This is a genomic window from Rahnella sp. PD12R, from assembly GCF_019200965.1.
Lineage (GTDB): Bacteria > Pseudomonadota > Gammaproteobacteria > Enterobacterales > Enterobacteriaceae > Rahnella > Rahnella laticis.
The window spans coordinates 65,120-91,674 of the sequence record NZ_JAHTMS010000014.1 but is presented as its reverse complement, the minus strand read 5'-3'; the positions used below and the strand labels follow the sequence as shown (position 1 = coordinate 91,674).

The 26,555-nt window shown below is 52.9% G+C and carries 28 protein-coding genes; 17 read left to right on the top strand and 11 right to left on the bottom strand.

All coding sequences use genetic code 11. The features are described from left to right. Positions 1-79 precede the first annotated feature (79 nt). Positions 80-397, top strand: coding sequence for a met regulon transcriptional regulator MetJ (metJ, locus tag KWG64_RS22180; protein WP_004392248.1), 318 nt, complete (start codon positions 80-82; stop codon positions 395-397). 168 nt (positions 398-565) lie between these two features. Here the strand turns inward: metJ and rpmE are convergent, their stop codons facing one another. Continuing rightward, positions 566-778, bottom strand: a complete 213-nt coding sequence (rpmE, locus tag KWG64_RS22175; RefSeq protein WP_152325030.1) for a 50S ribosomal protein L31 — start codon at positions 776-778, stop codon at positions 566-568. Positions 779-979: 201 nt separating this feature from the next. On the opposite strand from rpmE, the gene priA reads away from it, so the two are divergent. From priA to rraA, 7 genes are all read left to right on the top strand, one after another. Continuing rightward, on the top strand, positions 980-3,175 hold the full coding sequence (gene priA, locus KWG64_RS22170; RefSeq protein ID WP_218523140.1) for a primosomal protein N': 2,196 nt from the start codon (positions 980-982) through the stop codon (positions 3,173-3,175). A 190-nt stretch (positions 3,176-3,365) separates the two neighbouring features. Continuing rightward, a complete protein-coding gene (cytR, locus tag KWG64_RS22165) occupies positions 3,366-4,394 on the top strand; it encodes a DNA-binding transcriptional regulator CytR (RefSeq protein WP_195816151.1) in 1,029 nt (342 codons plus the stop codon). An 80-nt stretch (positions 4,395-4,474) separates the two neighbouring features. After that, positions 4,475-5,428: a cell division protein FtsN gene (ftsN, locus tag KWG64_RS22160; RefSeq protein ID WP_218523139.1), complete on the top strand. Its 954-nt coding sequence runs from the start codon at positions 4,475-4,477 to the stop codon at positions 5,426-5,428. A gap of 115 nt (positions 5,429-5,543) precedes the next feature. Further along, positions 5,544-6,074, top strand: a complete 531-nt coding sequence (hslV, locus tag KWG64_RS22155) for an ATP-dependent protease subunit HslV (protein ID WP_056774599.1) — start codon at positions 5,544-5,546, stop codon at positions 6,072-6,074. 12 nt (positions 6,075-6,086) lie between these two features. Then, a complete protein-coding gene (hslU, locus tag KWG64_RS22150) occupies positions 6,087-7,418 on the top strand; it encodes an HslU--HslV peptidase ATPase subunit (RefSeq protein WP_152325025.1) in 1,332 nt (443 codons plus the stop codon). Between the two features lie 97 nt (positions 7,419-7,515). Next, on the top strand, positions 7,516-8,442 hold the full coding sequence (locus KWG64_RS22145) for a 1,4-dihydroxy-2-naphthoate polyprenyltransferase (RefSeq protein ID WP_218523138.1): 927 nt from the start codon (positions 7,516-7,518) through the stop codon (positions 8,440-8,442). A gap of 120 nt (positions 8,443-8,562) precedes the next feature. Beyond that, complete coding sequence (gene rraA, locus KWG64_RS22140) at positions 8,563-9,048, top strand: ribonuclease E activity regulator RraA (protein ID WP_152325023.1); 486 nt, start codon at positions 8,563-8,565, stop codon at positions 9,046-9,048. A 64-nt stretch (positions 9,049-9,112) separates the two neighbouring features. Here the strand turns inward: rraA and zapB are convergent, their stop codons facing one another. Further along, positions 9,113-9,352: a septal ring assembly protein ZapB gene (gene zapB, locus KWG64_RS22135; protein ID WP_013577585.1), complete on the bottom strand. Its 240-nt coding sequence runs from the start codon at positions 9,350-9,352 to the stop codon at positions 9,113-9,115. Between the two features lie 589 nt (positions 9,353-9,941). On the opposite strand from zapB, the gene KWG64_RS22130 reads away from it, so the two are divergent. The 3 genes from KWG64_RS22130 to glpX all read left to right on the top strand — a co-directional run bounded on the left by KWG64_RS22130 (position 9,942) and on the right by glpX (position 13,513). Beyond that, complete coding sequence (locus KWG64_RS22130) at positions 9,942-10,790, top strand: MIP/aquaporin family protein (RefSeq protein WP_152325022.1); 849 nt, start codon at positions 9,942-9,944, stop codon at positions 10,788-10,790. A 45-nt stretch (positions 10,791-10,835) separates the two neighbouring features. Beyond that, entirely contained in the window at positions 10,836-12,359 is a 1,524-nt protein-coding gene (glpK, locus tag KWG64_RS22125; RefSeq protein WP_152325021.1) for a glycerol kinase GlpK, read from the top strand. A 143-nt stretch (positions 12,360-12,502) separates the two neighbouring features. After that, positions 12,503-13,513, top strand: a complete 1,011-nt coding sequence (gene glpX / locus KWG64_RS22120; RefSeq protein ID WP_195816148.1) for a class II fructose-bisphosphatase — start codon at positions 12,503-12,505, stop codon at positions 13,511-13,513. A 68-nt stretch (positions 13,514-13,581) separates the two neighbouring features. Here glpX and emrD read toward each other — a convergent pair whose 3' ends face one another. Beyond that, positions 13,582-14,775, bottom strand: a complete 1,194-nt coding sequence (gene emrD / locus KWG64_RS22115) for a multidrug efflux MFS transporter EmrD (RefSeq protein ID WP_218523137.1) — start codon at positions 14,773-14,775, stop codon at positions 13,582-13,584. A gap of 308 nt (positions 14,776-15,083) precedes the next feature. Between emrD and fpr the strand changes: the two genes are divergently transcribed. Continuing rightward, entirely contained in the window at positions 15,084-15,830 is a 747-nt protein-coding gene (fpr, locus tag KWG64_RS22110) for a ferredoxin--NADP(+) reductase (protein WP_218523136.1), read from the top strand. Positions 15,831-15,837: 7 nt separating this feature from the next. On the opposite strand, the gene KWG64_RS22105 is transcribed toward fpr, so the two are convergent. Then, positions 15,838-16,266 (bottom strand): DUF805 domain-containing protein, encoded by a 429-nt coding sequence (locus KWG64_RS22105; protein ID WP_195816145.1) that lies wholly within the window; start codon positions 16,264-16,266, stop codon positions 15,838-15,840. 158 nt (positions 16,267-16,424) lie between these two features. On the opposite strand from KWG64_RS22105, the gene KWG64_RS22100 reads away from it, so the two are divergent. After that, entirely contained in the window at positions 16,425-17,030 is a 606-nt protein-coding gene (locus tag KWG64_RS22100; RefSeq protein WP_195816144.1) for a DUF1454 family protein, read from the top strand. Between the two features lie 127 nt (positions 17,031-17,157). Then, the gene (gene tpiA, locus KWG64_RS22095; protein WP_104923984.1) at positions 17,158-17,925 is read left to right on the top strand and encodes a triose-phosphate isomerase; all 768 of its coding nucleotides are present in this window, start codon (positions 17,158-17,160) and stop codon (positions 17,923-17,925) included. Positions 17,926-17,989: 64 nt separating this feature from the next. Here tpiA and KWG64_RS22090 read toward each other — a convergent pair whose 3' ends face one another. From KWG64_RS22090 to cpxP, 3 genes are all read right to left on the bottom strand, one after another. Then, positions 17,990-18,979, bottom strand: coding sequence for a sulfate ABC transporter substrate-binding protein (locus KWG64_RS22090; protein WP_104924834.1), 990 nt, complete (start codon positions 18,977-18,979; stop codon positions 17,990-17,992). Positions 18,980-19,173: 194 nt separating this feature from the next. Next, on the bottom strand, positions 19,174-20,160 hold the full coding sequence (pfkA, locus tag KWG64_RS22085) for a 6-phosphofructokinase (RefSeq protein ID WP_152325016.1): 987 nt from the start codon (positions 20,158-20,160) through the stop codon (positions 19,174-19,176). A gap of 345 nt (positions 20,161-20,505) precedes the next feature. Then, entirely contained in the window at positions 20,506-21,015 is a 510-nt protein-coding gene (gene cpxP / locus KWG64_RS22080) for a cell-envelope stress modulator CpxP (protein ID WP_195825781.1), read from the bottom strand. Between the two features lie 151 nt (positions 21,016-21,166). On the opposite strand from cpxP, the gene cpxR reads away from it, so the two are divergent. From cpxR to trmL, 3 genes are read left to right on the top strand one after another with little or no spacing between them, the layout of a single operon-like run. Continuing rightward, positions 21,167-21,868: an envelope stress response regulator transcription factor CpxR gene (gene cpxR, locus KWG64_RS22075; RefSeq protein ID WP_013577597.1), complete on the top strand. Its 702-nt coding sequence runs from the start codon at positions 21,167-21,169 to the stop codon at positions 21,866-21,868. Further along, on the top strand, positions 21,865-23,235 hold the full coding sequence (gene cpxA, locus KWG64_RS22070) for an envelope stress sensor histidine kinase CpxA (protein ID WP_152325014.1): 1,371 nt from the start codon (positions 21,865-21,867) through the stop codon (positions 23,233-23,235). Before cpxR ends, cpxA begins: the two co-directional genes overlap by 4 nt. 37 nt (positions 23,236-23,272) lie before the next feature. Beyond that, entirely contained in the window at positions 23,273-23,746 is a 474-nt protein-coding gene (gene trmL, locus KWG64_RS22065; RefSeq protein WP_218523135.1) for a tRNA (uridine(34)/cytosine(34)/5-carboxymethylaminomethyluridine(34)-2'-O)-methyltransferase TrmL, read from the top strand. Positions 23,747-23,805: 59 nt separating this feature from the next. Here trmL and cysE read toward each other — a convergent pair whose 3' ends face one another. The 4 genes from cysE to grxC form a co-directional block, all read right to left on the bottom strand. Beyond that, positions 23,806-24,627: a serine O-acetyltransferase gene (cysE, locus tag KWG64_RS22060; RefSeq protein ID WP_101079904.1), complete on the bottom strand. Its 822-nt coding sequence runs from the start codon at positions 24,625-24,627 to the stop codon at positions 23,806-23,808. Between the two features lie 88 nt (positions 24,628-24,715). After that, positions 24,716-25,735, bottom strand: a complete 1,020-nt coding sequence (gene gpsA, locus KWG64_RS22055; RefSeq protein ID WP_218523134.1) for an NAD(P)H-dependent glycerol-3-phosphate dehydrogenase — start codon at positions 25,733-25,735, stop codon at positions 24,716-24,718. Next, positions 25,735-26,205 (bottom strand): protein-export chaperone SecB, encoded by a 471-nt coding sequence (secB, locus tag KWG64_RS22050; protein ID WP_013577602.1) that lies wholly within the window; start codon positions 26,203-26,205, stop codon positions 25,735-25,737. Before secB ends, gpsA begins: the two co-directional genes overlap by 1 nt. A gap of 64 nt (positions 26,206-26,269) precedes the next feature. Next, entirely contained in the window at positions 26,270-26,521 is a 252-nt protein-coding gene (gene grxC / locus KWG64_RS22045; protein ID WP_101079906.1) for a glutaredoxin 3, read from the bottom strand. Positions 26,522-26,555: the final 34 nt, after the last annotated feature.

Here is a 26,555-nt window from a genome sequence, read left to right as displayed (position 1 = left end):
TATTTAGTGAGAACAGTGAAAATCGGGCATAATCACGCGGTTTTCAGTATTTTATTTTTTGATAAATTTAAGGTGTCCCATGGCTGAGTGGAACGGCGAATATGTCAGCCCTTACGCTGAACACGGTAAGAAAAGTGAGCAAGTTAAGAAAATCACGGTATCCATTCCGCTGAAAGTCCTGAAAATTCTCACCGATGAACGCACCCGTCGTCAGGTGAATAACCTGCGTCATGCGACTAACAGTGAATTATTGTGTGAAGCTTTCCTGCATGCGTTCACCGGTCAGCCTTTGCCGAATGACGAAGACCTGCGTAAAGAACGCAGTGACGAAATCCCGGAAGCGGCGAAGATCCTGATGCGTGAACTGGGTGTTGATCCTGATACCTGGGAATATTGAGAAACGCTGAGATTTTCTGACAGCCCCGTGCAATTCATTGTGCGGGCTTTTGGCGAGCGGGCGATCAATAGAACGTTCTGAATCACTGAAGGTTTTGTCTGGCGGGAAGTGAAACGACAGGCAACAAAAAAGGCGCCAAAGGCGCCTTTTTTTGCTCTCAAGCGTAGCTTATTTGCTGCTTGGAACGCTGAAACGCTTGTTGAAGCGGTCAACGCGGCCACCGGTAGCCACTTCACGTTGCTTACCAGTGTAGAACGGGTGGCATTCGCCACAAACGTCCAGGTTCAGATCGTGACCCACAGTTGAGTGAGTTTTGATTACGTTACCGCATGAGCAAGATGCAGTAACTTCTACATATTTAGGGTGAATACCTTTTTTCATGGAAAACCTCTTCTTAAGGCCGCGTCGCTATCCAACCCTGTTCTGTCAGACACCACGCGTAGTGGATGATAGGCTTTGAGTGCGAAATGCACCAAAGGCGGCGAATCATACAGAATCTCTGAGAACCGCGCAATGATGTTCATGCATTTCGAAGGACACAGTGTACACTATCTCGTCATTTTTTTATAGTCTGGACCCACAATGCCTGTTGCCCACGTCGCGTTACCTGTTCCACTTGCCCGTACTTTCGATTACCTCCTGCCGCCTGGATTGCAGGTTTCTCAGGGTTGTCGGGTCAGTGTGCCTTTCGGTAAACGCGACGCTATTGGCATTGTCACGCGCGTCAGCGACTCGAGCGAATTTGGCCTGGATAAGCTGAAACCCGTGCGTGAAGTCCTCGACTCTTCCAGCCTGTTCACGCCCGATCTGTGGCGCATCCTGCTCTGGGCTGCCGACTATTATCATTTCCCGATTGGCGAAGTGTTGTTTCACGCGCTGCCGGTGTTGTTACGTCAGGGGAAACCCGCTGAACTGACGCCGCTCTGGCAATGGTTTGCCACCGAACAGGGGCGCGCCACGCCGCTCGACAGCCTGAAACGTGCGCCGAAACAGCAACAGGCAATGGCGGCACTGATCCAAAAACCGCTATATCGCCATCAGGTTGCTGACCTCGATCTGACCGATACCGCCTTGCAGGCACTGCGGGCGAAAGGGCTGACGGATTTACGCAGCATCGCACCTGCCACACAAGACTGGCGCAAAGATTTCTCCGTCGTGGGCGAACGCCTGCGACTGAATACCGAACAGGCCACCGCCGTCGGTGCCATCCGCAGTGAAGATCAGCAGTTTTCCGCCTGGCTGCTGGCCGGTGTAACCGGTTCGGGTAAAACCGAAGTTTATCTGAGCGTGCTGGAAAATATTCTCGCGCAGGGCCGTCAGGCGCTGGTGATGGTGCCGGAAATCGGCCTGACGCCGCAGACCATCGCGCGTTTTCGCGAACGTTTCAGCGCGCCGGTCGATGTCTTGCATTCCGGTCTCAACGACAGCGAGCGGCTTTCCGTGTGGCTGCGGGCGCGTAATGGTGAAGCCGGAATTGTGATCGGCACGCGCTCATCGTTGTTCACACCGTTTGCGCGTCTGGGCGTCATCATTATCGATGAAGAACACGACAGCTCTTATAAGCAGCAGGAAGGCTGGCGTTATCACGCGCGGGATCTCGCGGTGTATCGCGCCCACGCGGAAAACATTCCCATTATTATGGGCTCGGCAACGCCTGCGCTGGAAACGCTGCACAACGTGGAACTGGGAAAATATCGCCAGCTGAAGCTGACCAAGCGCGCCGGTAACGCCAAACTCGCGCGGCAGAATTTGCTGGATTTAAAAGGGTTGCAGCTGAAAGTCGGGCTTTCCCAGCCACTGATTCAGCGCATGCAGGAACATCTTAAAGCCGACAATCAGGTCATGCTGTTCCTCAACCGCCGCGGCTATGCACCTGCCCTGCTCTGCCACGAATGTGGATGGATTGCTGAATGTCAGCGCTGCGATCACTATTACACGCTGCACCAGAATCAGCGCCAGCTACGTTGCCACCATTGCGACAGCCAGCGTGCCGTGCCGCATCAGTGTCCGCATTGCGGATCGACGCAACTGGTGTCAGTTGGCGTCGGCACCGAGCAGCTGGAAAACGAGCTGGCGCCGCTGTTTCCCGATACGCCAATCACCCGCATTGACCGCGACACCACCAGCCGCAAAGGCTCGCTGGAACAGCATCTTAATGAAGTCCATCGCGGTGGCGCACGTATTCTTATCGGCACGCAAATGCTGGCGAAAGGCCATCATTTCCCGGATGTCACGCTGGTCTCGCTGCTGGACGTTGACGGCGCGCTGTTCTCGGCGGATTTCCGTTCAGCAGAACGTTTTGCCCAGCTTTATACTCAGGTTTCAGGCCGTGCCGGTCGTGCAGGTAAACAAGGTGAAGTGGTTCTGCAAACGCATCACCCAGAACATCCGCTGTTGCAGGTTCTGTTGCAGCAAGGCTACGACGAATTCGCAAAACAGACGCTTGCCGAGCGCAAGAGCGTCTTTCTGCCGCCTTACACCAGCCACATTATGATCCGCTCAGAAGACCACGATAATCAGCAGTCGGCGCTGTTCCTGCAACAGTTGCGTAATCTGCTGGAATCCAGCCCGCTGAAAGATGATTCGTTGTGGATTTTAGGGCCGGTGCCCGCTCTGGCGGCCAAGCGTAACGGACGTTTCCGCTGGCAGCTGTTATTGCAGCATCCTTCCCGCCGCGTTTTGCAGCATCTGATCAAAAGTTCTCAGCCGCTGATTGCCAGCCTGCCGCAGGCTAAAAAAGTGAAATGGACGCTGGATGTCGATCCGATCGATAGCTAATCCGCATAAATAGTCAGGATTTCTGCGTGATGGATCGAAAAAAGCATCTGCATCACACTTTTAATGCAAATTAGGTAACAAATCCTACTCACATTCTGTTTAGAATGTGATGAGCTACACAGCATGGGTAGCCAGGTGAGGAATGTGGATGTTGTTGTGTCAGTTTGATGCTGTTGCAAGGAGAGATGCGTTGGATCACAAGAAAGAATTACCCGCCGCGACAATGAAAGATGTGGCAGAACAGGCAGGCGTTTCAACAGCAACGGTATCCCGCGCGTTAATGAACCCGGAGAAAGTTTCCGCCTCTACCCGTCAGAAGGTCGATCAGGCGGTGATGGCCGTAGGGTATTCTCCTCATGCTTTGTCCCGAAACCTGAAGCGCAACGAATCGCGAACCATTCTGGTGATCGTCCCGGACATCTGCGATCCGTTTTTTGCCGATCTGATCAAAGGGATCGAACACACCGCCGCCGAAAGCGGTTATCTGGTGCTGATTGGCGACTGCGCTCAGCAAAACCAGCAGGAAAAAACCTTTATCAATCTGATCATCACCAAACAGATTGATGGCATGTTGCTGCTCGGTTCCGATTTACCTTTCGATGCCAGTAAAGAAGAACAACGCAACCTGCCACCGATGGTGATGGCCAATGAATTTGCGCCCGAACTGGAACTGCCGACAGTTCATATCGATAACCTGACTGCCGCGTTTGAAGCGGTGCATTATCTGCTGAATCTGGGCCACCAGCGCATTGCCTGTATCGAAGGGCCGAAACATATGCCGCTTTGCCAGTATCGCTCGCAAGGTTATGTGCAGGCGCTGCGCCGCAACGGGATCAGCGTCGAAAATGCATTAACCGCTCAGGGCGATTTTACCTACGAATCCGGCGCGCGGGCGGTCAGCGAACTGATGGCGCTGCCTTCTCCGCCAACGGCCATCTTCTGCCATAACGACATTATGGCGATTGGCGCGATGTTCCAGGCGAAGAAAATGGGTTTGCGTATTCCGCAGGATTTATCGGTTGTCGGCTTCGATGACATCAAAGCCAGCCAGTTTACCGATCCTCCGCTGACCACCGTCGCGCAGCCAAGATTCCAGCTTGGCCGTCAGGCTATGTTATTATTACTTGAGCAGTTACAGGGAAATCCGGTACAAAACGGTTCGCTTCTGCTTGATAGTGAGCTGGTCGTCCGCGAAAGCACGGCCGCCCCGAAAGCGTGAGTCAGTTTTTGATTTGTTATATATGCAGGGTTAAGTAACATGACGCACTTCTTCATTCATCACGACACAGCGAAACGATAGTGGCACAAAGAGACTATGTAAGCCGTGGGCGCTCAGGAGCGCGGCGGAAAAGTACCAGCCGGAGTAAAAAACGCAGTTCCCCAACGATCTCCAAAACCATGGTGGTGTTAGCCGTTGCGGTACTGGTGGTGTTTGTCGGTGGCCTCTATTTTATTGCGCACAATAAACATGAAGAAGCGGCGGTACTGCCGACGCATGCTGTTCGTACGGGTAACGGATTACCGCCGAAGCCTGAAGAGCGCTGGCGTTATATCAAGGAACTGGAAAACCGTCAGATGGGCGTCACCACGCCGACAGAACCGACGGCAGGCGGTCAGGTTGAATCCAAAACTCAGCTGACGCCGGAACAACGGCAGCTTCTCGAACAAATGCAGGCCGATATGCGCCAGACGCCAACACAGCTGTCTGAAGTGCCGTATAACGACCCAAGTCAGGTCGCCACGCGTCCGGCACAAACGCAGCGCCAGGTTCAGCAACAGCAGCCGACTTATGCCCAGCAGCAGCCGGTGCAGACACAGCCGCGTCAGGTTCAGCAGCCAACGTACACGCCGCAAACGCAGCCAGTACGCGCGCCGCAGGCTCAGGTACAAACTCAGCCTGTTCAGCCAAAACCTAAGCCACAGGTGAAAGAACCGGTCCGGGAAGTGCCGAAAGAACAACCGAAAGCACAGCAGCCGGCCGCCATCACACAGGCTGCGCCAGAGAAACCGAAAGAGCAGGAAAAAACCCAGCGCTTTATGGTGCAGTGCGGTTCGTTCAAAGGTGCCGATCAGGCGGAATCCCAGCGCGCCAAGCTGGCATTCGAAGGATTTGAAGGTCGAATCACCACCGGCGGCGGCTGGAATCGTGTCGTGATTGGCCCATACAACAATCGCTCCGGTGCAGACAGCACCTTATCCCGCCTGAAGAGCGCAGGCATCTCCGGTTGCATTCCCCTCGCAACCGGGGGTTGAAAACCCGTAATCCTTCCCCAATCTATACTTTCAATATGCCCCGTAAGTTTGTGAGACACGCAAAGTGTCCCACAAGCCTGCGGGGATCTTTTCCGTCTGCAACGAGGAACCGCTCGTGACAACAATTGTAAGTGTACGCCGCAACGGCAAGGTCGTTATCGGTGGTGATGGCCAGGCCACATTGGGAAATACCGTCATGAAGGGCAACGTCAAGAAAGTACGTCGCCTGTACAACGACAAAGTGATCGCTGGTTTTGCTGGCGGTACCGCTGACGCCTTCACGCTGTTTGAGCTGTTCGAACGCAAACTGGAAATGCATCAGGGTCATCTGGTAAAAGCCGCCGTTGAGCTGGCTAAAGACTGGCGTACCGACCGTATGCTGCGCCGTCTCGAAGCGCTGCTGGCCGTTGCGGATGAAAATGCCTCGCTGATTATCAGTGGTAACGGCGACGTCATCCAGCCTGAAAACGACCTGATCGCGATTGGTTCCGGTGGCCCGTATGCCCAGGCCGCTGCCCGTGCTTTGCTGGAAAACTCAGAGCTTGGCGCACGCGATATCGTGGAAAAATCGCTGAGTATTGCGGGTGATATCTGCATCTACACCAACCAATTCCACACCATCGAAGAATTGTCTTCTAAAGCGTAAGGATCGAAAATTATGTCTGAGATGACCCCGCGCGAGATTGTCAGCGAGTTAGACAGCTACATCATTGGTCAGGATAAAGCGAAACGCGCTGTCGCGATCGCCCTGCGTAACCGCTGGCGCCGTATGCAGCTTGATGAAGCGCTGCGCCACGAAGTCACCCCAAAAAATATTCTGATGATCGGCCCGACCGGTGTCGGTAAAACCGAAATCGCCCGTCGTCTGGCCAAACTGGCTAACGCGCCGTTCATCAAAGTCGAAGCAACCAAGTTCACCGAAGTGGGCTACGTCGGGAAGGAAGTGGATTCAATTATCCGTGATCTGACCGATGCCGCCGTGAAAATGGTCCGTCTGCAATCCATCGATAAGAACCGCTTCCGCGCCGAAGAAATGGCCGAAGAACGTATTCTCGATGTGCTGATCCCGCCGGCGAAAAATAACTGGGGCCAGGCTGACGAAGCGCATGAGCCTTCTGCCGCACGCCAGAACTTCCGCAAGAAATTGCGTGAAGGCCAGCTCGACGACAAAGAAATCGAAATCAATCTGGCGGCTGCGCCAGTTGGCGTTGAAATCATGTCCCCTCCGGGCATGGAAGAGATGACCAACCAGCTGCAATCCATGTTCCAGAACATGGCCGGACAGAAGCAGAAACCGCGCAAACTGAAAATCAAAGAAGCTTACAAGCTGCTGGTTGAAGAAGAAGCGGCGAAACTGGTGAACCCGGAAGAGCTGAAAGAACAGGCGATTGAAGCCGTTGAACAGCATGGCATCGTGTTCATCGATGAGATCGACAAAATCTGTAAACGCGGCCAGAGCTCAGGCCCGGATGTGTCACGCGAAGGCGTTCAGCGCGATCTCCTGCCACTGGTGGAAGGTTGTACCGTTTCCACTAAACACGGCATGGTGAAAACGGACCACATTCTGTTTATCGCTTCCGGCGCGTTCCAGACGGCCAGCCCGTCAGACCTGATCCCGGAATTGCAGGGTCGTCTGCCAATCCGCGTTGAGCTACAGGCGCTGTCGACTGAAGACTTCGAACGTATTCTGACTGAGCCAAGTGCATCCCTGACTCATCAGTACAAAGCATTGATGGCGACCGAAGGTGTGACCATTGATTTCACGGCTGACGGCATCCGTCGTATCGCGGAAGCGGCATGGCAGGTGAACGAAACCACCGAGAACATTGGCGCACGTCGTCTGCACACGGTTCTGGAGCGCCTGATGGAAGATATTTCTTACGACGCCAGCGAAAGCAACGGTATCTCCATAAACATTGATGCAGATTATGTTAGAAGCCACCTTGATCAGCTGGTAGCTGATGAAGATCTGAGCCGTTTTATCTTATAATTTGCTCATACGTTCCGAAAGTGATCTTCAGGGAGGCGTTTGCCTCCCTGATTTTTTTTAGATTTCGGACTGACTGTTCACCTGAGCGAAATCACCTATGAGCACAATGACTCCCTGCACCCCGACCACGCCTGCCCGCGCATGGCTTGAAAGCCTGCGTCCTAAAACGCTGCCTCTGGCTTTTGCCTCAATTGTCATGGGTTCGGCGATTGCCAGCCTGCAAGGCGTTTTCCATCCGCTCATCGCGCTGCTGGCATTGCTGACGGCGGGTTGTCTGCAAATCCTGTCTAATCTGGCCAATGATTATGGCGATGCCGAAAAAGGCAGTGATACGCCCGATCGCGTCGGGCCGTTGCGCGGGATGCAAAAAGGGATGATTACCGCCGCACAGATGAAGCGCGCGATTATCCTGACCATCGCCCTGACGCTCGTTTGCGGTATCGCGCTTATCGCTGTCGCCTGCCACAAACCGAGCGATGTCGTGGGCTTTGTGATCCTCGGCCTTCTCTCGATTGGCGCGGCCATCACATATACCGTCGGCACACGCCCTTACGGTTATATGGGGCTGGGTGATATTTCCGTTTTGATTTTCTTTGGCTGGATCAGCGTCGCCGGGACATTCTATTTGCAGGCGGGATATTTTGACTGGATTGTGATGCTGCCGGCCACCGCGACGGGATTGCTCTCGACGGCGGTGCTGAATATCAACAATTTGCGCGATATCGAAACCGATCGCGCCAACGGCAAAAACACGCTGGCGGTTCGCCTCGGGCCGGTGAATGCCCGCAATTATCACACGTTTATTTTGGCCGCCGCCACGCTATGCCTGGCCATTTTTTCCGCCGTGTATTTGCACCACTGGACCGGCTGGTTATTTATTCTGGCCGTACCGATGCTGGTGACTCACGTCATCCGCGTGAGAAAGTCCAAAACATCTTTGGAAGTGCGTCCGCTGCTCGAACATATGGTGAAAACGGCGTTACTGACTAACGTGTTGTTTGCGGTGGGTCTGTTACTCAATTGAATAAAAGTGGCCTGATGTGCGTTTATCGGGCCGCTTTTCACATTTAACAATTGATGATTTTGCCAACATCCGCCCGAAAGGGATATACTGAACACTCATGCAGCAACCAGATGAAATCCTATGAAATACGATACTTCCGAACTTTGCGACATCTACCATGAAGAAGTGAATGTCGTCGAACCCCTGTTCTCCAACTTTGGTGGCCGTACTTCATTTGGCGGGCAAATCACGACAGTGAAGTGTTTCGAAGACAATGGCTTGCTTTATGACTTGCTGGAAGAAAATGGCCGTGGTCGCGTACTGCTGGTCGATGGCGGTGGCTCCGTTCGTCGCGCATTGCTGGATGCCGGTCTGGCACGCCTGGCGTTGCAAAACGAATGGGAAGGCATTGTGATTTACGGTGCGGTTCGTCAGGTAGACGATCTGGAAGAACTGGATATCGGCATTCAGGCGATGGCAGCGATTCCGGCGGGCGCAGGCAGTGAAGGGATTGGCGAAAGCGACATTCGTGTCAATTTCGGCGGTGTCACCTTCTTCTCCGGTGACCATCTTTATGCCGACAACACCGGTATCGTGCTGTCAGAAGACCCGCTCGACATCGAATAACCTTGCGGTTTCAGCAACAAAAAAGGACGCCGTGGCGTCCTTTTTTATTTTCAGGCCGAAGTCATCAGACTTCTTCCATTTTTCCCAGCAATGCACGCAGACGATCCTGCCACACGTGCTGTTCTTCTTTCAGCTGTGCATTTTCACGCACCAGCGACTCATGATTACCACTCGCCTGCTGAACTTCCTGAGACAGGGTATTGTTTTGTTCTTTCAGTTCTTCGATTTCCATCTGCAAAAGAGTAATGGTATCGATCGCTTGCTGAACTTTAGCTTCTAATTTCTCAAATACTTCAAATGACATTTTTCGGTCCCCTTATGTTCGCAAGGCGCACATCTTATGTTCTGCCGCATCATCCGGACACGGCTCAAGAATTCCTGCACTCCGTCGATTTTGATAACGAATTCAAACCAAATCCGGGTCTGAATTACGCCAAAGTCTTGTAAAACCAGCGGGTGTCTTACCGGGTGATTGTATGTAGCCAGCTTTGCCCTGTCTAGCAAGAACCCCTTCCTGCACGCAGTCTGTTGCAATTTTACAGCGCCGGGTATCAGGAAATGCTTAAAAAGCAGCGTCACTCACCAGAAATCCCCCTTAATACCGAATAACCTTATCCGGCCTGTTGTTATGTTCGTTTCACCCAACGCGGCGCGAGAATTGTTAAATCGTGGCCTTTTTGCCGCGCGCGATAGCCTGAGAATACGCGAAATCGCTCATTTTTATGACACGACACACAAAATTTGATTTCGCTATTTCTCGTTTATGCTCGTTAACGATAAATTCACATTACGTTCTCATTTAATGATGAACGTCAAAATCCGATTACGTTCACGTACGACATAACAGAAAAACTATAACCAATCATTAACATCATCCTTAGCAGGATCAAACTATGAGCCAAACCATGAGTTCCACATTAAAAGGTCAGTGCATCGCTGAGTTTCTGGGTACCGGGCTTATCATTTTCTTCGGTGCAGGCTGTGTTGCTGCATTGAAGCTTGCCGGAGCATCCTTTGGCCAGTGGGAAATCAGTATCGTCTGGGGTTTCGGTGTGGCCATGGCCATTTACCTGACTGCGGCGATTTCAGGCGCACACCTGAACCCGGCTGTCACCGTCGCGCTATGTTTGTTTGCAAACTTTGAAGGACGCAAAGTTCTGCCTTACATCATCGCGCAGGTCGCAGGCGCCTTCTGTGCCGCCGCGCTGGTTTACGGCCTTTACTACAATCTGTTTTACGATTTCGAGCAAACTCACAATATGGTACGCGGTAGCGTAGACAGTCTGAGCCTTGCCGGTATCTTCTCTACGTATCCAAACCCGCACATCAGCGTATTGCAGGCGTTCCTGGTTGAAACCGTGATCACCGCCGTTCTGATGTCGCTGATCCTCGGCCTGACCGATGATGGCAATGGCCTGCCGCGCGGCCCGCTGGCTCCGCTGCTGATCGGTATTCTGATTGCAGTTATCGGTGCATCCATGGGGCCACTGACCGGATTCGCACTGAACCCGGCGCGTGATTTCGGACCGAAACTGTTCGCTTACTTCGCAGGCTGGGGCAAAGTGGCCTTCACCGGCGCCCGCGATATCCCTTACTTCCTGGTACCGATTTTTGGCCCACTGCTGGGTGCTTGTCTGGGTGCGGTCGGCTATAAAGCATTGATTAGTCGTCATCTGCCACACCAGATTAACGAAACAGCGGCTGACAAAGCGTCACAGCCAACCAAACAGCGCAAGGCCTGATCGGCTAAACTGTTCCACAGCTTACTCATTTGCAGGATGAAAATTATGTCAGCAGATACGACTCACGAAAAAAAATACATTGTCGCACTCGATCAGGGTACGACCAGCTCACGCGCAGTAGTGCTGGATCACGATGCCAACATCATCAGCGTTTCTCAGCGTGAATTTACCCAGATCTACCCTAAATCTGGCTGGGTTGAGCATGATCCGATGGAAATCTGGTCATCGCAAAGCTCGGTACTGGTTGAAGTGCTGGCTAAAGCCGACATCAATTCCGATCAGATCGCCGGTATCGGTATCACCAACCAGCGTGAAACCACCATCGTGTGGGAAAAAGAAACCGGCAAGCCGATTTATAACGCGATTGTGTGGCAATGCCGTCGTACTGCTGATATCTGCGAAAAGCTGAAAAAAGACGGGATGGAAGAGTACATCCGTCACAACACCGGCCTGGTGGTTGACCCGTACTTCTCCGGCACCAAACTGAAATGGATCCTCGATAACGTCGAAGGCTCCCGTGAACGTGCAAAACGCGGCGAACTGCTGTTCGGGACTGTCGATACCTGGCTGGTCTGGAAAATGACTCAGGGACGCGTTCACGTGACGGATTACACCAACGCATCACGTACCATGCTGTTCAACATCCGTGATTTGAAATGGGATGAACGCATGCTCGAAGCGCTGGATATTCCGCGTGAAATGCTGCCGGAAGTCCGTCCTTCCTCAGAAATTTACGGCCAGACCAACATTGGTGGTAAAGGCGGTACGCGTATTCCAATCGCCGGTATTGCGGGTGACCAGCAGGCGGCGCTTTACGGCCAACTGTGCGTGCAACCGGGTATGGCGAAAAACACCTACGGCACCGGCTGCTTCCTGCTGATGAACACTGGTACTGAAGTTGTTGCATCGAAAAATGGTCTGCTGACCACCATCGCCTGCGGCCCGCGTGGCGAAGTAAACTACGCGCTGGAAGGTGCCGTGTTCGTCGGTGGCGCATCTATTCAGTGGCTGCGTGATGAGCTGAAACTGATCAGCGATGCGACTGACTCCGAATATTTTGCGATGAAAGTGAAAGACACTAACGGCGTGTACGTGGTGCCTGCTTTCACTGGCCTCGGCGCCCCTTACTGGGACCCGTATGCCCGTGGCGCAATCTTCGGTCTGAGCCGTGGTGCAAACAGCAACCACATCATCCGCGCAACGCTGGAGTCTATTGCTTACCAGACCCGCGACGTACTGGATGCCATGCAGGCCGATTCCGGTGCCCGTCTGCAATCCTTGCGCGTGGACGGCGGCGCGGTTGCCAACAACTTCCTGATGCAATTCCAGTCCGACATTTTGGGTACCCGCGTTGAGCGTCCTGAAGTGCTGGAAGTAACCGCGCTGGGTTCTGCTTTCCTCGCAGGTCTGGCCGTCGGTTTCTGGAACGATCTGGAAGAAGTCCGCAGCAAAGCCACTATCGAACGTGAATTCCGCCCAAGTATTGAAACGACGGAACGTAATGTCCGCTATAAAGGCTGGCAGAAAGCGGTGGCACGCGTTCGTTCGTGGGAAGATCACGACGAATAAGCCCGTCAGTTTTACGCCAACACCTTTTATGAAACTCCCCATCCGGGGAGTTTTTTTATGCGTCCTTCCCACTGTGCTAAAATCTGCGGCACAGATGAGCCTTGCCTCACCGAACTCTTTCTTTTCTTCCAACAGGTTTTCCAATGAAACGTGAATTAGCAATCGAGTTCTCCCGCGTGACCGAAGCTGCCGCGCTCGCCGGTTATAAATGGCTGGGCCGTGGGGATAAAAACCTCGCCGATAACGCCGCCGTGCAGTCCATGCGCATCATGCTCAATAAAGTCGATATCGATGGCACGATTGTGATTGGCGAAGGTGAAATCGATGAAGCACCGATGCTGTATATCGGTGAAAAAGTCGGTACCGGCAACGGCGACGCGGTCGATATCGCGGTGGATCCGATTGAAGGTACGCGCATGACCGCAATGGGTCAGTCCAACGCGCTGGCTGTGCTGGCGGTGGGCGATCAGGGTTCTTTCCTCAACGCCCCTGACATGTACATGGAGAAAATCGCCGTCGGTCCTGGCGCGAAAGGCGCGATTAATCTGAACCTGACGCTGGCAGAAAATCTGGCGAATATTGCCAAAGCGCTGAACAAACCGCTGACCGAACTGACCGTCGCCGTGCTGGCAAAACCGCGTCATGACGACGCAATCCGTGAAATGCTGGCCGCCGGTGTCCGCGTCTTTGCGTTCCCGGACGGTGACGTCGCAGCAACCATTCTGACCTGCATGCCGGAAAGTGAGGTTGATGTGCTTTACGGAATTGGCGGCGCGCCTGAAGGCGTGATTTCTGCGGCCGTTATCCGCGCGCTGGATGGCGATATGCAGGGGCGATTACTGGCGCGTCATGACGTCAAAGGGGATACGCCGGAAAACCGCCGGATTGGCGAAGAAGAGCTGGCGCGCTGTAAAGCGATGGGGATTGAAGCCGGGAAAGTGCTGTTGCTCGATGATATGGCGCGCAACGACAACGTGATTTTCTCCGCGACCGGGATTACCAAAGGCGATCTGCTGGAAGGCATCAGCCGTCAGGGAAATATGGCGACGACCGAAACACTGCTGATTCGTGGAAAATCCCGCACCATCCGCCGCATCCGTTCGACGCATTATCTCGACCGCAAAGACGCCGCGCTGCACGAATTCATTATCTGATTCGCGCCCTTCCGGTCATCAAAAAGGCAGGGTTTTTCGCCCTGCCTTTTTTAATGTAAAACAAAACGTTAAGCCGCATGCCCTTCATGCTGACTGCGGTTCGACATCGGCCACCAGCACAGCAAAATCAGCACAGCCATCGCAAACATCAGCAGGCCAAGACTGAACTGACCGGTTTGCGGCAACATTGCTGACATCCACGCCACCAGGCCGGATCCCATATTTTGCAAACCGCCCACCAGTGCCCCTGCCGCACCCGCCAGATACGGGAAAGGCTCCATCGCGCCGGTCGTCGCCAGCGGGAATAACATCCCCGCGCCGAAGAAGAACAAAGACGCAGGCACGATCAGCGTCCAGATATTCATGATGCCCAGCCAGCCCGGGATCCACATCAGTAGCCCCGCCAGCAGACAGCTGATGACCGAATGCCACATCAGTTGCTGGAAACTTTTCTCCGTGCGCCCGGCATACCAGGCACCAAAGAATGCGGCAGGGATCGGCAGGATAAACAGAATGCTGACCATTACGCCGCTCAGCCCCAATACGCCGCCCATCAGCACGCCGCAGCTGGCTTCAAAGACCGCCACGCCCGCCAGCGCGCCCACCAGCATCACCAGATAACGGCTGAAATTGGCGTCTGCCAGCAACAAACGCAGGCTGCTGAGCATTTTGCGCGGCGGATGTTCAGCGGTAAATTCCGGGCGGGTTTCCGGCAACCAGCGGTACATGGAAAACGCAACGCCTGCACACAAAATCAGTAAGAAACCGAAACTCGCCCGCCAGCCTAACCACGCGGCCAGCGCACCACCGATAACTGGCGCTAACAGCGGGCTGACCAGAATTCCCATGTTCAGCAAACTGTTGGCGTGGCGCAAAGCACCGCCGCTGTATAAGTCACGCGGCATGGTTCTCGCCATCACGCCCGCTACGCCGGTGCCAAGCCCCTGCACGGCGCTGGCGGCAATCAGCATGTTCAGGCTGGACGACATCATCGCGCCCGCCGCACCAATCAGGAAAATCATCAGACCGGTGAGGATCACCGGTTTGCGCCCAACGTTGTCGGACAACGGGCCGTAAATCAGCTGCGAGCCGCCGTAGGTCAGCAAATAAGCGGCCATAACGCGCTGCACTGCCCCCGGTTTGACGGCCAGGCTGGTCGCCATATCCGCGATGTTCGGCACATAAATGGTCTGCGCCATCTGACCGACCGCCACCAGCAATATCAGCATCACAAGCAGGTGAATATTTTCCAGATTTTTCATTTTTCAGTTCGTTATCAGATGGAGTAGGAAAAGTGCAGAACAAATAACCAGTAAAACCGCCGATAATACGGCGGCGCATAAGTTAACAAATTCAGATGAATAAGCGAGGGGTGCGGCAAACTCTCCTGTTATTTTGCTGGCAGCGGCAGGAGCCAGATCTGTAACGCAGACTGTACAGAAATCGATACCGGCTAACGGCCGCAGAACAGGCTGATAACATTTAACCGATAAGGGATCCGAAAATTTTGAAATAAAATCAGCGCATAAATTCGCTATGCATGACGAAATCAGAAACGACGGGAGTTTTTATGGCTGATTGGGTGACGGGAAAAATCAAAAAAGTTGAGCACTGGACGGACAATTTGTTCAGCATCACGGTCAACGCGCCAGTCGACTCTTTTACCGCAGGCCAGTTTGCCAAACTCTCTCTGGAAATCGACGGTGAGCGGGTTCAGCGTGCATATTCCTACGTCAATCCGCCTTCCAGCGCAGATCTGGAGTTTTATCTGGTCAACGTGCCGGAAGGAAAACTCAGCCCGCGCCTGCACGTGATGCAGCCCGGTGACGAAATTCATGTCACCAAAGAAGCTGCCGGTTTTTTCGTGATTGATGAAGTTCCCGAGTGCGACACCCTGTGGATGCTGGCAACCGGCACCGCTATCGGGCCTTATCTTTCGATTTTGCAGGAAGGGATGGGTCTTGAGCGTTTTAAAAATATCGTGCTGGTCCACGCTGCGCGCTTTGCCGCCGATCTCAGCTATTTACCACTGATGCAGCAATTACAGCGCCGTTATGAGGGCAAACTGCACATTCAGACCGTCGTCAGCCGTGAGGAAATTTCAGGCTCGCTGACCGGGCGTGTTCCGGCGCTGATTGAAAACGGCACGCTGGAAGGGGCTGTCGGCCTGAAGATTAACGCGGACGACAGCCACATCATGCTTTGCGGGAACCCGCAGATGGTTCGCGATACCCAGCAGGTTCTGAAAGACTTGCACGGCATGCGTAAACATCTCAAACGCAAACCGGGCCATATGACCAGTGAGCACTACTGGTAAGCGCGATTTATGCGGATTTAAATCTGACGTCTTCCGGTTCCGGGCCAAAACGATTTGTGCCCGGCGTACCAACAAAGGCACCGCAGTCGATAATCAGCATGATGAAAATCACCGAAGGCGCCAGCCGTCCTAATACCCAGCTCCACGTCTGCGGCATCGCCGCCGCCCAGTTTCCGGCCACCAGCATCCACGCCAGCACAAACAACAACGCCCACCAGGCCGACTTATTGCGGTCATGTAACCTTTTCACCAGCACCGCCGCCGTTGGCCACAACAGGACGACCAGCGCGAAACCCGCGGTCTGATAGGTAATCCATAGCTGTGCGGCAAAGAAGAAATCGGCGGCCATCAGAACCAGCCAGCTGATCATCCAGAGCCAAAAATCGCGGCGGCCCAGGCGGCCGTTAAAAGAAAACAGTGCGTGCTGTAACGTCATTGACCGTCGGTTCCCTAAAAAACAATGAGAGGAAAATGTTAAAACAGGGCGAGTGTACCTGATGCACCGTGGCCGGGAGAATCTTTACGCACTCCTTTTGACATTGCCCCCCGATCACCGCTTTAATCGGTCTGTTGAAACAAAATAAGAAACGCCCTATGACTGTTGCTAAATCGATTTTACAACTGGCTTTGCCCGTATTACTGATACTCGCGGGCCAGAACACTGCCCTTGCCGATCCGCCGGCTGACCATTCCGGCGCAGAAGAGATGCCGAAAGCCCCGTATCTTCTGGCTGGCGCACCGACATTCGAAACAACGCTGATTAACTTCCGCGCCAAATACAATGAAGCGAATCCGACCCAGCAGATCGGCGAATTCCGCGCGATCAGCGAATCCGCCAGCAGCTCGCTCACCCGCGCAGCCAGTAAGATTAACGAAAACCTTTACGCCTCCACCGCGCTGGAAAAAGGCACAGGCAAAATCAAAACGCTGCAAATTACCTATTTGCCGATCCAGGGCCCTGAAGAGAAAGCCGCCCGCGCGCTGGCTGTCAGCTATATGGCGAATCTGATGCGTCAGTTTGATGCCACCCTTTCGCCGGAACAAAGCGTGGCGAGAGTGACGTCCCTGATTGAAAAAGGGAAAGGTCAGCAATTTTATAAACAGGAAGTTGGGGCGGTGCGTTTTGTGATTTCAGACAATGGCGAAAAAGGCCTGACGTTTGCCGTTGAGCCGGTAAAACTGGCGCTGGCTGAGCCCTGAGATGACGGTTTTTAATGACAAAAAGCAAAGCCTTTATGGTCAATGATCTCTATACTGTTGCACAGGTAATCTGCTTGTTTGGCAGAAATTTTAATCGACACTCGCGTCCCCTTTTGGAGGAAAAAACATGCGACATCCATTAGTGATGGGTAACTGGAAGCTTAACGGCAGCACCCACATGGTTAACGAACTGATTGCTGCTCTGCGTACCGAGCTGAGCACCGTTGTAGGTTGTGGCGTTGCAATTGCTCCACCAGAAGTTTACCTGTCACAGGCTAAACACGCTCTGGCCGGCAGCCGTATCGCGCTGGGTGCTCAGAACGTTGATGCTAACCTGTCCGGCGCATTCACCGGTGAAATCTCTGCCGACATGCTGAAAGATATCGGTGCGAAATACATCATCATCGGTCACTCAGAACGCCGCACTTACCACAAAGAAAGCGACGAGTTCATTGCTAAGAAATTTGGCGTGCTGAAAGAAGCGGGTCTGATCCCTGTTCTGTGCATCGGTGAAACTGAAGCAGAAAACGAAGCCGGTAAAACTGAAGCCGTATGCGCTAAGCAACTGGACGCCGTTCTGAACACTCTGGGCGCAAAAGCATTCGAAGGCGCAGTGATCGCTTACGAACCAGTTTGGGCAATCGGTACAGGCAAATCAGCGACCCCAGCTCAGGCTCAGGCCGTTCACAAATTCATCCGTGACCACATCGCTAAACAAGATGCTGCTGTGGCTGAACAAGTTATCATCCAGTACGGCGGTTCTGTTAACGCTGCTAACGCTGCTGAACTGTTCACTCAGCCAGACATCGATGGCGCACTGGTTGGCGGCGCATCACTGAAAGCTGACGCTTTCGCAGTGATCGTTAAAGCAGCCGCAGAAGCAAAACAAGCGTAAGCCTGTTTCTTCTGAGCGCAAAAAACCCCGGCATGCCGGGGTTTTTTATTGCCTGAAAGCAGGATTAACGCTTGCTGATTTGGTCGAAAATTCCGTCAGTCGCGAAGTGATCTTTCTGCGCCTGAGCCCAGGTTCCTGCAACATCACCAATGGTGAACAGTTTCAGTTTAGGGAATTCAGCATCGAATTTTTTCTCAACAACCGGATCACGCGGACGATAGTAGTTTTCAGCCGCAATAGTCTGGCCTTCCGGTGAGTACAGGTACTTAAGATAAGCTTCCGCCACGGTACGCGTATCACGCTTATCGACCACTTTATCCACCACAGAAACCGTTGGTTCTGCCAGAATCGATTCGCTTGGCGTCACGATTTCAAACTTGTCTTTGCCAACTTCTTTGGTGGCCAGCAGTGCTTCGTTTTCCCAGGCAATCAGCACATCACCAATACCGCGTTCCACAAAGGTATTTGTCGCGCCGCGAGCACCGGAATCCAGCACTTCCACGTTTTTATACAGCGCTTTCACAAAATCCTGAGCTTTCGCTTTGTCATTGTTGTTGTGATGCAGGGCATAGCCCCACGCAGCCAGATAGTTCCAGCGCGCACCGCCTGATGTTTTAGGATTCGGGGTGATTACCGACACGCCCGGTTTGATCAAATCATTCCAGTCGTGAATTTGTTTCGGGTTGCCTTTGCGTACCAGGAATACGATGGTCGACGTGTAAGGGGCAGAATTGTCTGGCAGACGGGTGATCCAGTTTTTATCAATACGGCCGCGTTCAGCGATAGCATCCACGTCATACGCCAGTGCCAAGGTCACGACATCGGCTTCAATACCGTTAATGACTGACGTTGCCTGCTTGCCTGAACCACCATGTGACTGGCGAACGGTCACGGTATCGCCGGTTTTACCCTGCCAGTATTTGCTGAACGCTTTATTGTATTGTTCATAAAGCTCACGGGTTGGATCGTACGACACGTTCAGAATCTGAATGTCTTTGGCAATCGCCCCGGTTGCTACCAACAGTAATGCCAGACCTGCACCCCATTTACGCATACGCATCGCACTCTCTCCCAAAAATAGTTTTTATGGATTTCATTAATTTGATCGGATGAACAGAGCGTGCCAGAGAAAAAGAAAACAACTAAAGAATAAAAGGTTTTTTTCTATTACTTTCTGGAATAACCAGAAACAGGTCGAAAAAAAACCTCCCGTAAAGGAGGTTCTTATATTCAGGCAAAAAGCTGTTTTTAAAACAGTTTTTTAGCCGTGTCGTACCAGTCTTCTTTGAACTTACTTTTCTTGTTCTCAGGAGAAATACACACAGAGATCAGTTCGTGAACCATTTTCTCGTTTTGAACACCGACGCAGTAACCGCCTTTGCCGTAGTCACGACCTTCTTCCATCAGCAGGTCTACCGCGTAAGCACCCATGCGGGACGCTAAAATACGGTCATAAGCAACCGGTGCACCACCACGCTGGATGTGACCCAGTACGGTGCCACGGGTTTCACGACAGGTTTCTTTCTCGATATATTTAGCCAGCTCATCGATATCATCTAACTTTTCAGTGATGGCGACGATAGCGTGCTTTTTACCTTTCGCGATGCCGGCTTTGATTTCAGCAACCAGATCATCACGTTTGAATTCAACTTCAGGGATGGCGATAAATTCGCAACCACCGGCAATGGCCGCAGCCAGGGTCAAATCGCCGCAGTAACGGCCCATCACTTCAACGATAGAGATACGCTGGTGTGAAGAAGAAGTGTCACGCAGGCGGTCGATAGCTTCAACCACAGTACCCAGAGCAGTGAAGAAACCGATGGTGTAGTCAGTACCGGCAACATCGTTGTCGATGGTGCCTGGCAGGCCGATACAACGGATGCCACCTTCTTTGGTCAGCAGGTCAGCACCAGCATAAGAACCGTCACCGCCGATAACGACGAGGCCGTCGATACCGCGATCTTTCAGGTTTTGCAGGGCAACTTTACGCATGTCCGGATCGCGGAATTCAGGGAAACGCGCTGAACCCAGGAAAGTACCGCCACGGTTGATCATGTCTGAAACGCTGTAGCGGTCGAGTTCTCGCATGCGATTTTCGTACATGCCGAGATAGCCATCTTCAATACCGAAAACTTCCAAACCTGCGGATAACGCCGAACGCACAACGCCACGGATCGCAGCGTTCATGCCCGGGGCATCGCCACCGCTTGTCAGTACACCAATTTTTTTGATCATGACTACCTCTGAACTTGTAGATGCAATTTCTTAAGAATCTTGAGCCTGCCCGTCGGCGGATTTAACTTTTGCAGCCAAAGGGCTTATTAGCGTTTGAGCCTATAGTATAACAAAACACCGTAGCTGAATTGATTCAAGTCAGCAAGAACACGCATACAACGCTCTGTACATCGCAATTTACTGATTCATACGGCTTTTACAAGATATTTCCGGTTGGTTGCGCGCAGATTTCCATCTTGTTAATTTCCGGTTTTGTGAAACAATTCCAAATTGCAGACAAAAAAAACCCCACCTTTCGGTGGGGGAAGACAGGGATGGTGTCTATGGCAAGGAAAAACAGGGATCTTACTCGGTCGTGCTGGTACTACTCGTCTTCTGGGCAGAAGGGGTTTGTAATCCGGAAAGCTGCGCTTGCATCTCTTTCATGCGTTGCTCGTGCTTCCGGTTAAGTACATCTTTTTGCTCAGGAGTCAGAAGATTAAACATCTGGTTGCGGATGCGGGCCATTTCGACCTGACGGTCCACTTGCTCCTGAGCCATTAATTCGGCTTGGGCCCTTACAGCGCCCTGATCAAATTTTTCAGCGGTCACCAGCCTGTGCATAGTTTCCATCTGTTCTACATTTACATGAGGCAAATCTTTACGGGCCTGATGCATTAGGTCGCGCATTTGTTGGCGCTGTTGCTCTGTCAGATTCACACCATCAAACAGTGTGTTGCGTTCCTGAGGCTTATCCAACAACGTGCTATCATGTTCTGCTGGCATCGCCGACACTGGTTTTGCGCCATCTGCTAAAACGACACCTGAACTCAGCGTCAGAAGCGTGGCCAAACCAATTGAAGCTGCCTTAAACATCACATACTCCTAAAGTCTTTATCGCTCATCGCGAATCATTGAAAAGCAGTCTAAACCTGCTGCTGCAAACAAGCGTCAGTGCTTGTAAAAGTACGTAAAGTCATGGAATAGCGGCAATTGATGACGTATTTTGCGTCTAGAGGTAAATACAATGAATAAAATTTTGTTAGTTGATGATGACCGTGAACTGACTTCACTTTTGAAAGAATTGCTCGAAATGGAAGGCTTTAATGTTGTGGTTGCTTACGACGGTGAGCAGGCATTAGAGAAAATCGATAATACCATCGACCTTTTGTTACTTGACGTGATGATGCCGAAGAAAAACGGCATTGAAACCCTTAAAGAATTACGCCAGCGCCACCAGACGCCAGTGATTATGCTGACCGCCCGTGGCAGTGAATTAGACCGCGTTCTCGGCCTCGAACTGGGTGCCGATGACTATCTGCCAAAACCGTTTAACGACCGTGAACTGGTTGCGCGCATCCGCGCCATGTTGCGCCGTTCCAACTGGAGCGAACAGCAGCAAACCAATGAAAACAATGGCTCGCCAACGCTGGAAGTCGACGGGCTGCAACTTAACCCCGGCCGCCAGGAAGCCAGTTTTAACGGTGAAGCGCTGGATCTCACCGGGACTGAATTTACCCTGCTGTATTTACTGGCAAAACATCTCGGACAGGTCGTTTCACGCGAGCATCTGAGCCAGGAAGTACTGGGTAAACGTCTTACGCCGTTTGACCGTGCCATCGATATGCATATTTCTAATTTGCGCCGTAAATTGCCCGACCGTCAGGACGGACACCCGTGGTTTAAAACCTTGCGCGGACGCGGTTATCTGATGGTTTCTGCTTCATGATAAACAGCCTTACGGCACGTATTTTTGCCATTTTTTGGTTCACATTAGCGCTGGTGCTGATGTTGGTATTGATGGTGCCGAAACTCGATTCACGCCAGATTACGCCGTTGCTCGATAACGAACAGCGGCAAGGCCTGATGATTGAACAACATGTCGAAGCCGAACTCGCCACCGATCCTGCCAATGACCTGATGTGGTGGCGCAGGCTGTTTCGCGCGATCGATAAGTGGGCTCCGCCTGGCCAGCGCCTGTTGCTGGTCACCAGCGAAGGCCGCGTCATCGGTGCGCAGCGCAATGAAATGCAGATCGTGCGTAACTTCATCGGGCAGTCTGATAACTCAGATCGTCCGAAGAAAAAGAAATATGGCCGCGTTGAAATGGTGGGGCCATTTTCTGTTCGTGACGGCGAGGACAACTATCAGCTTTACCTGATGCGTCCGGCCAGCAGCTCTCAGTCTGATTTTATCAATCTGATGTTTGACCGCCCGCTTCTTCTGCTCATCGTCACAATGCTCATCAGCGCCCCGCTTCTGCTCTGGCTGGCATGGAGTCTGGCGAAACCTGCTCGTAAGTTGAAAAACGCCGCAGATGACGTTGCACGGGGAAATCTCAAACAGCATCCGGAACTCGAAGCCGGACCGCAGGAGTTCCTCGCGACCGGCGCCAGTTTCAACCAGATGGTCAGCGCGCTCGAACGCATGGTGACCGCGCAGCAACGGCTGATTTCGGATATCTCACATGAACTCCGGACGCCGCTGACGCGTCTTCAGCTGGCAACCGCGCTGATGCGTCGTCGCCACGGTGAAGGCAAAGAGTTGCAGCGCATCGAAAACGAGGCGCAGCGTCTGGACGGCATGATCAATGACCTGCTGGTGTTATCGCGCAGTCAGCACAAGAATGAGCTGTCGCGGGAAACCCTGAAGGCCAACGAGTTGTGGGCTGGTGTGATTGATGATGCGCAGTTTGAAGCTGAGCAGATGGGCAAAACCCTTGAAGTGACATCGCCTCCGGGCCCGTGGAAGCTCATCGGTAATGCGGCTGCGCTCGACAGCGCGCTGGAAAATATTGTGCGTAACGCCCTGCGTTATTCACATCATCACATCGCGCTGAACTTCGCTCACGACAACGAAGGTATCACCATTACCGTGGATGACGACGGCCCCGGTGTCAGTGAAGAAGATCGCGAACAGATTTTCCGTCCGTTCTACCGGACTGATGAGGCTCGCGATCGTGAATCAGGCGGCACTGGTCTCGGACTGGCGATTGTGGATACCGCCGTTCAGCAGCACAGAGGCAAGGTTAAAGCCGAAGACAGCCCGCTGGGTGGCCTTCGCCTGATTATCTGGCTGCCGCTGCACCAGCGTTGAGTTTCTGCTATTCTGCGTCCCTCTATCAGGGGGACGCATGCTTAACATCGTTTTATTTGAACCAGAAATCCCGCCAAATACCGGCAATATTATCCGTTTGTGTGCCAACACCGGATGTCAGCTTCACCTCATCGAACCGCTGGGTTTCGGCTGGGACGATAAGCGCCTGCGCCGTGCCGGGCTCGATTATCACGAATTCGCTCACATCAAACATCACGCAAACTACGACGCTTTTCTCAGTAGCGAAAATCCACAGCGCCTGTTCGCCTTGACCACCAAAGGTACGCCCGCTCACAGCGGCGTCAGCTATCAGGATAATGATTTTTTGCTGTTCGGCCCGGAAACGCGCGGCCTGCCAGCTACAATCCTGGAAGCACTGCCTGCCAGACATAAAATCCGTATTCCGATGCTCGCAGAAAGCCGCAGCATGAACTTGTCGAATGCTGTTTCTGTGGTGGTTTACGAGGCCTGGCGCCAGCTGGGATATCCGGGTGCTTTACTCAAAGAGTAAACCGGAAGAGAAAAAATGAAGTGAACGATGGCATGCAAGAACATGCCATCGGAAATCTGTCAGATACCGTCGCCGAATTCAAAACCCTGCGCAATACCGTTGAAATGCTGATCCATATCCATTGAAGGTCGTTCGCTTTCTGGCCGCCCGACGATGCGTGCAGGAACGCCTGCCGCCGTGGTGTGCGCCGGAACAGATTGCAATACCACAGAACCTGCCCCGATTTTTGCCCCTGCACCCACTTCGATATTGCCGAGGATTTTCGCGCCCGCGCCAATCATCACGCCTTCACGAATTTTCGGATGGCGGTCACCGACGGTTTTACCCGTCCCCCCGAGCGTGACCGATTGCAGAATCGATACATCGTTTTCAACCACGGCCGTTTCACCAATGACAATCCCGGTGGCGTGGTCAAACATGATGCCGCAACCAATACGCGCCGCCGGGTGAATATCCACGCCGAAGGAGACAGAAATCTGGTTCTGGAAATAAATCGCCAGCGCTTTGCGATCCTGCTTCCACAACCAGTTGCCGATGCGGTAAGCCTGAAGCGCATGAAAACCTTTGAGGTAAAGCAAAGGCGTGGAGAATTTGTCGACCGCCGCATCGCGCTGATGCACCGCCAGAATATCGCGGGCAGCAGAGAGGATCATTTGCTCGTCGTTGCGGTAAGCTTCTTCGACCACTTCACGAATCGCCATCGCCGGCATGATTGGGTTGCCCAGCTTGTTAGCCAGAATGTAGCTCAGCGCGCTGCCCAGCGTTTCATGTTTGAGTAACGTCGCGTGGAAAAAGCTGGCCAGCATCGGTTCACACTCAGCCAGTGCTCTCGCCTCTGATTTAATGTTATTCCAGACCAGTTCTAATTCTTCTAGCGACATCACTTTTCCTTACGACTTAGCAGGTTTTGATAATAAAAAGCCGCCCTGTCGGGAGACCCAACAAGGTGGCTATGCTTCATGTCGCCTTTCAGTGGCTGTGTTTTTCGTCCTTGCTCGCACGGGCAAGCAGACTGATGGCCGCTTCACGGGCATCTTTACCGCAGTACAACACCTGGTAAATCTGTTCCGTAATAGGCATCTCAACGTTATTACGCTGAGCCAGCGCCCGTACTTCTTTCGTGTTGCGATAGCCTTCAACAACCTGACCGATAGTGTCCTGAGCAGTCTGAACATCTTTGCCCTGTCCCAGCATAATGCCGAAACGACGGTTACGTGACTGGTTGTCTGTGCAGGTTAACACCAAATCGCCCAGCCCCGCCATGCCCATAAATGTCGCAGGATCAGCACCCAGTGCGGAGCCCAGACGGGTCATTTCGGCCAGACCACGGGTGATCAGCGCAGTTCGGGCATTCGCGCCGAAACCAATCCCATCGGACATACCGGCACCAATGGCGATGACGTTTTTAATCGCGCCGCCAAGCTGTACACCGATAAAATCAGGATTGCTGTAAACCCGGAAACTCTTGCCGCAATGCAGCAACTGCTGAAGATCTTCCGCAAAGCTCGCATCGGTGGCGGCCAGTGAAATCGCTGTCGGCATGCCGGCAGCCAGCTCTTTGGCAAACGTCGGCCCGGAAACTACGGCCAGCGGAATCGCATCACCCAGCTCTTCACGCGCGACATCCTGCAACAAACGTCCGGTTTCCGCCTCAAGCCCTTTCGTCGCCCACACTACGCGCGCATCGGCCCGCAAATGTGGTTTCAGCTGACGCAGGACGTCACCAAAAACGTGGCTCGGTACTACAACCAGCACATTGCGGCTGGCCGCTAATGCGACAGACAAATCGGTTTCGAGCAGCAGATTATCGGGGAACGGAACATCAGGAAGGAATTCCTGGTTACAACGGGCTTGTTGTAAGGCATTGATGTGGTCGGGATTGTGTCCCCAGAGCACAACGGGATGGCCATTTCTGGCAAGAGTAATCGCTAAAGCGGTGCCGTAAGATCCGGCACCGATAACAGTCATTGACGCATTGACGGTTTTCATCAGGCATCCTGATGCGGTTCAGCACCTTCGCCTTCAGCTTGCTGTTGCAGATAGTTCATGAACAGAGCGTCGAAGTTAACAGGTGCCAGGTTCAGTTGCGGGAAGGTACCGCGTGAAACCAGGCTGGTGATGCACTCACGCGCATACGGGAACAGGATGTTCGGGCAGTATGCACCCAGGCAATGTGCCATCTGGTTACCATCAATACCGGAGATAGTGAAGATACCACCCTGTTGAACTTCGCACAGGAATGCCGTTTCGTCACCCAGTGAAGACGTTACGGTCACACGCAAGACGACTTCGTATACGCCTTCAGCCAGCTGGCTGGAAGCCGTATCAAGATCCAGTTTCACTTCCGGCTGCCAGTCCTGCTGGAAAACCTGAGGAGCATTTGGCGCTTCGAAAGAAATATCTTTGGTGTAAATACGTTGGATCTGGAAAGCCATCTCGGTGTTGTTTTGTTCTGACATGTGAGTAGTACCCTCGAGTTAATAGTCCTTTTAAACACTTAATGAAAATACGCGGCTATCGGCATTAACCCAGTAATGGGTCAAGGCCACCACGCGCATCAAGTGCATGTAAATCATCGCAACCGCCCACGTGCTGCCCGTCGATAAAAATCTGAGGAACAGTCGAACGACCGCTGCGGGCGATCATTTTTTCACGCGTATCTGCGTCACCATCAATAGCGATTTCATCAAATGAAGCGCCTTTGCTATTGAGCAGGGCTTTCGCACGATGGCAGTAAGGACAGGTTGCCTTGGTATAGATTTCAATTTTAGCCATGGGTTCCACCTCTGAGTCGTAGATTTTAGTGCCG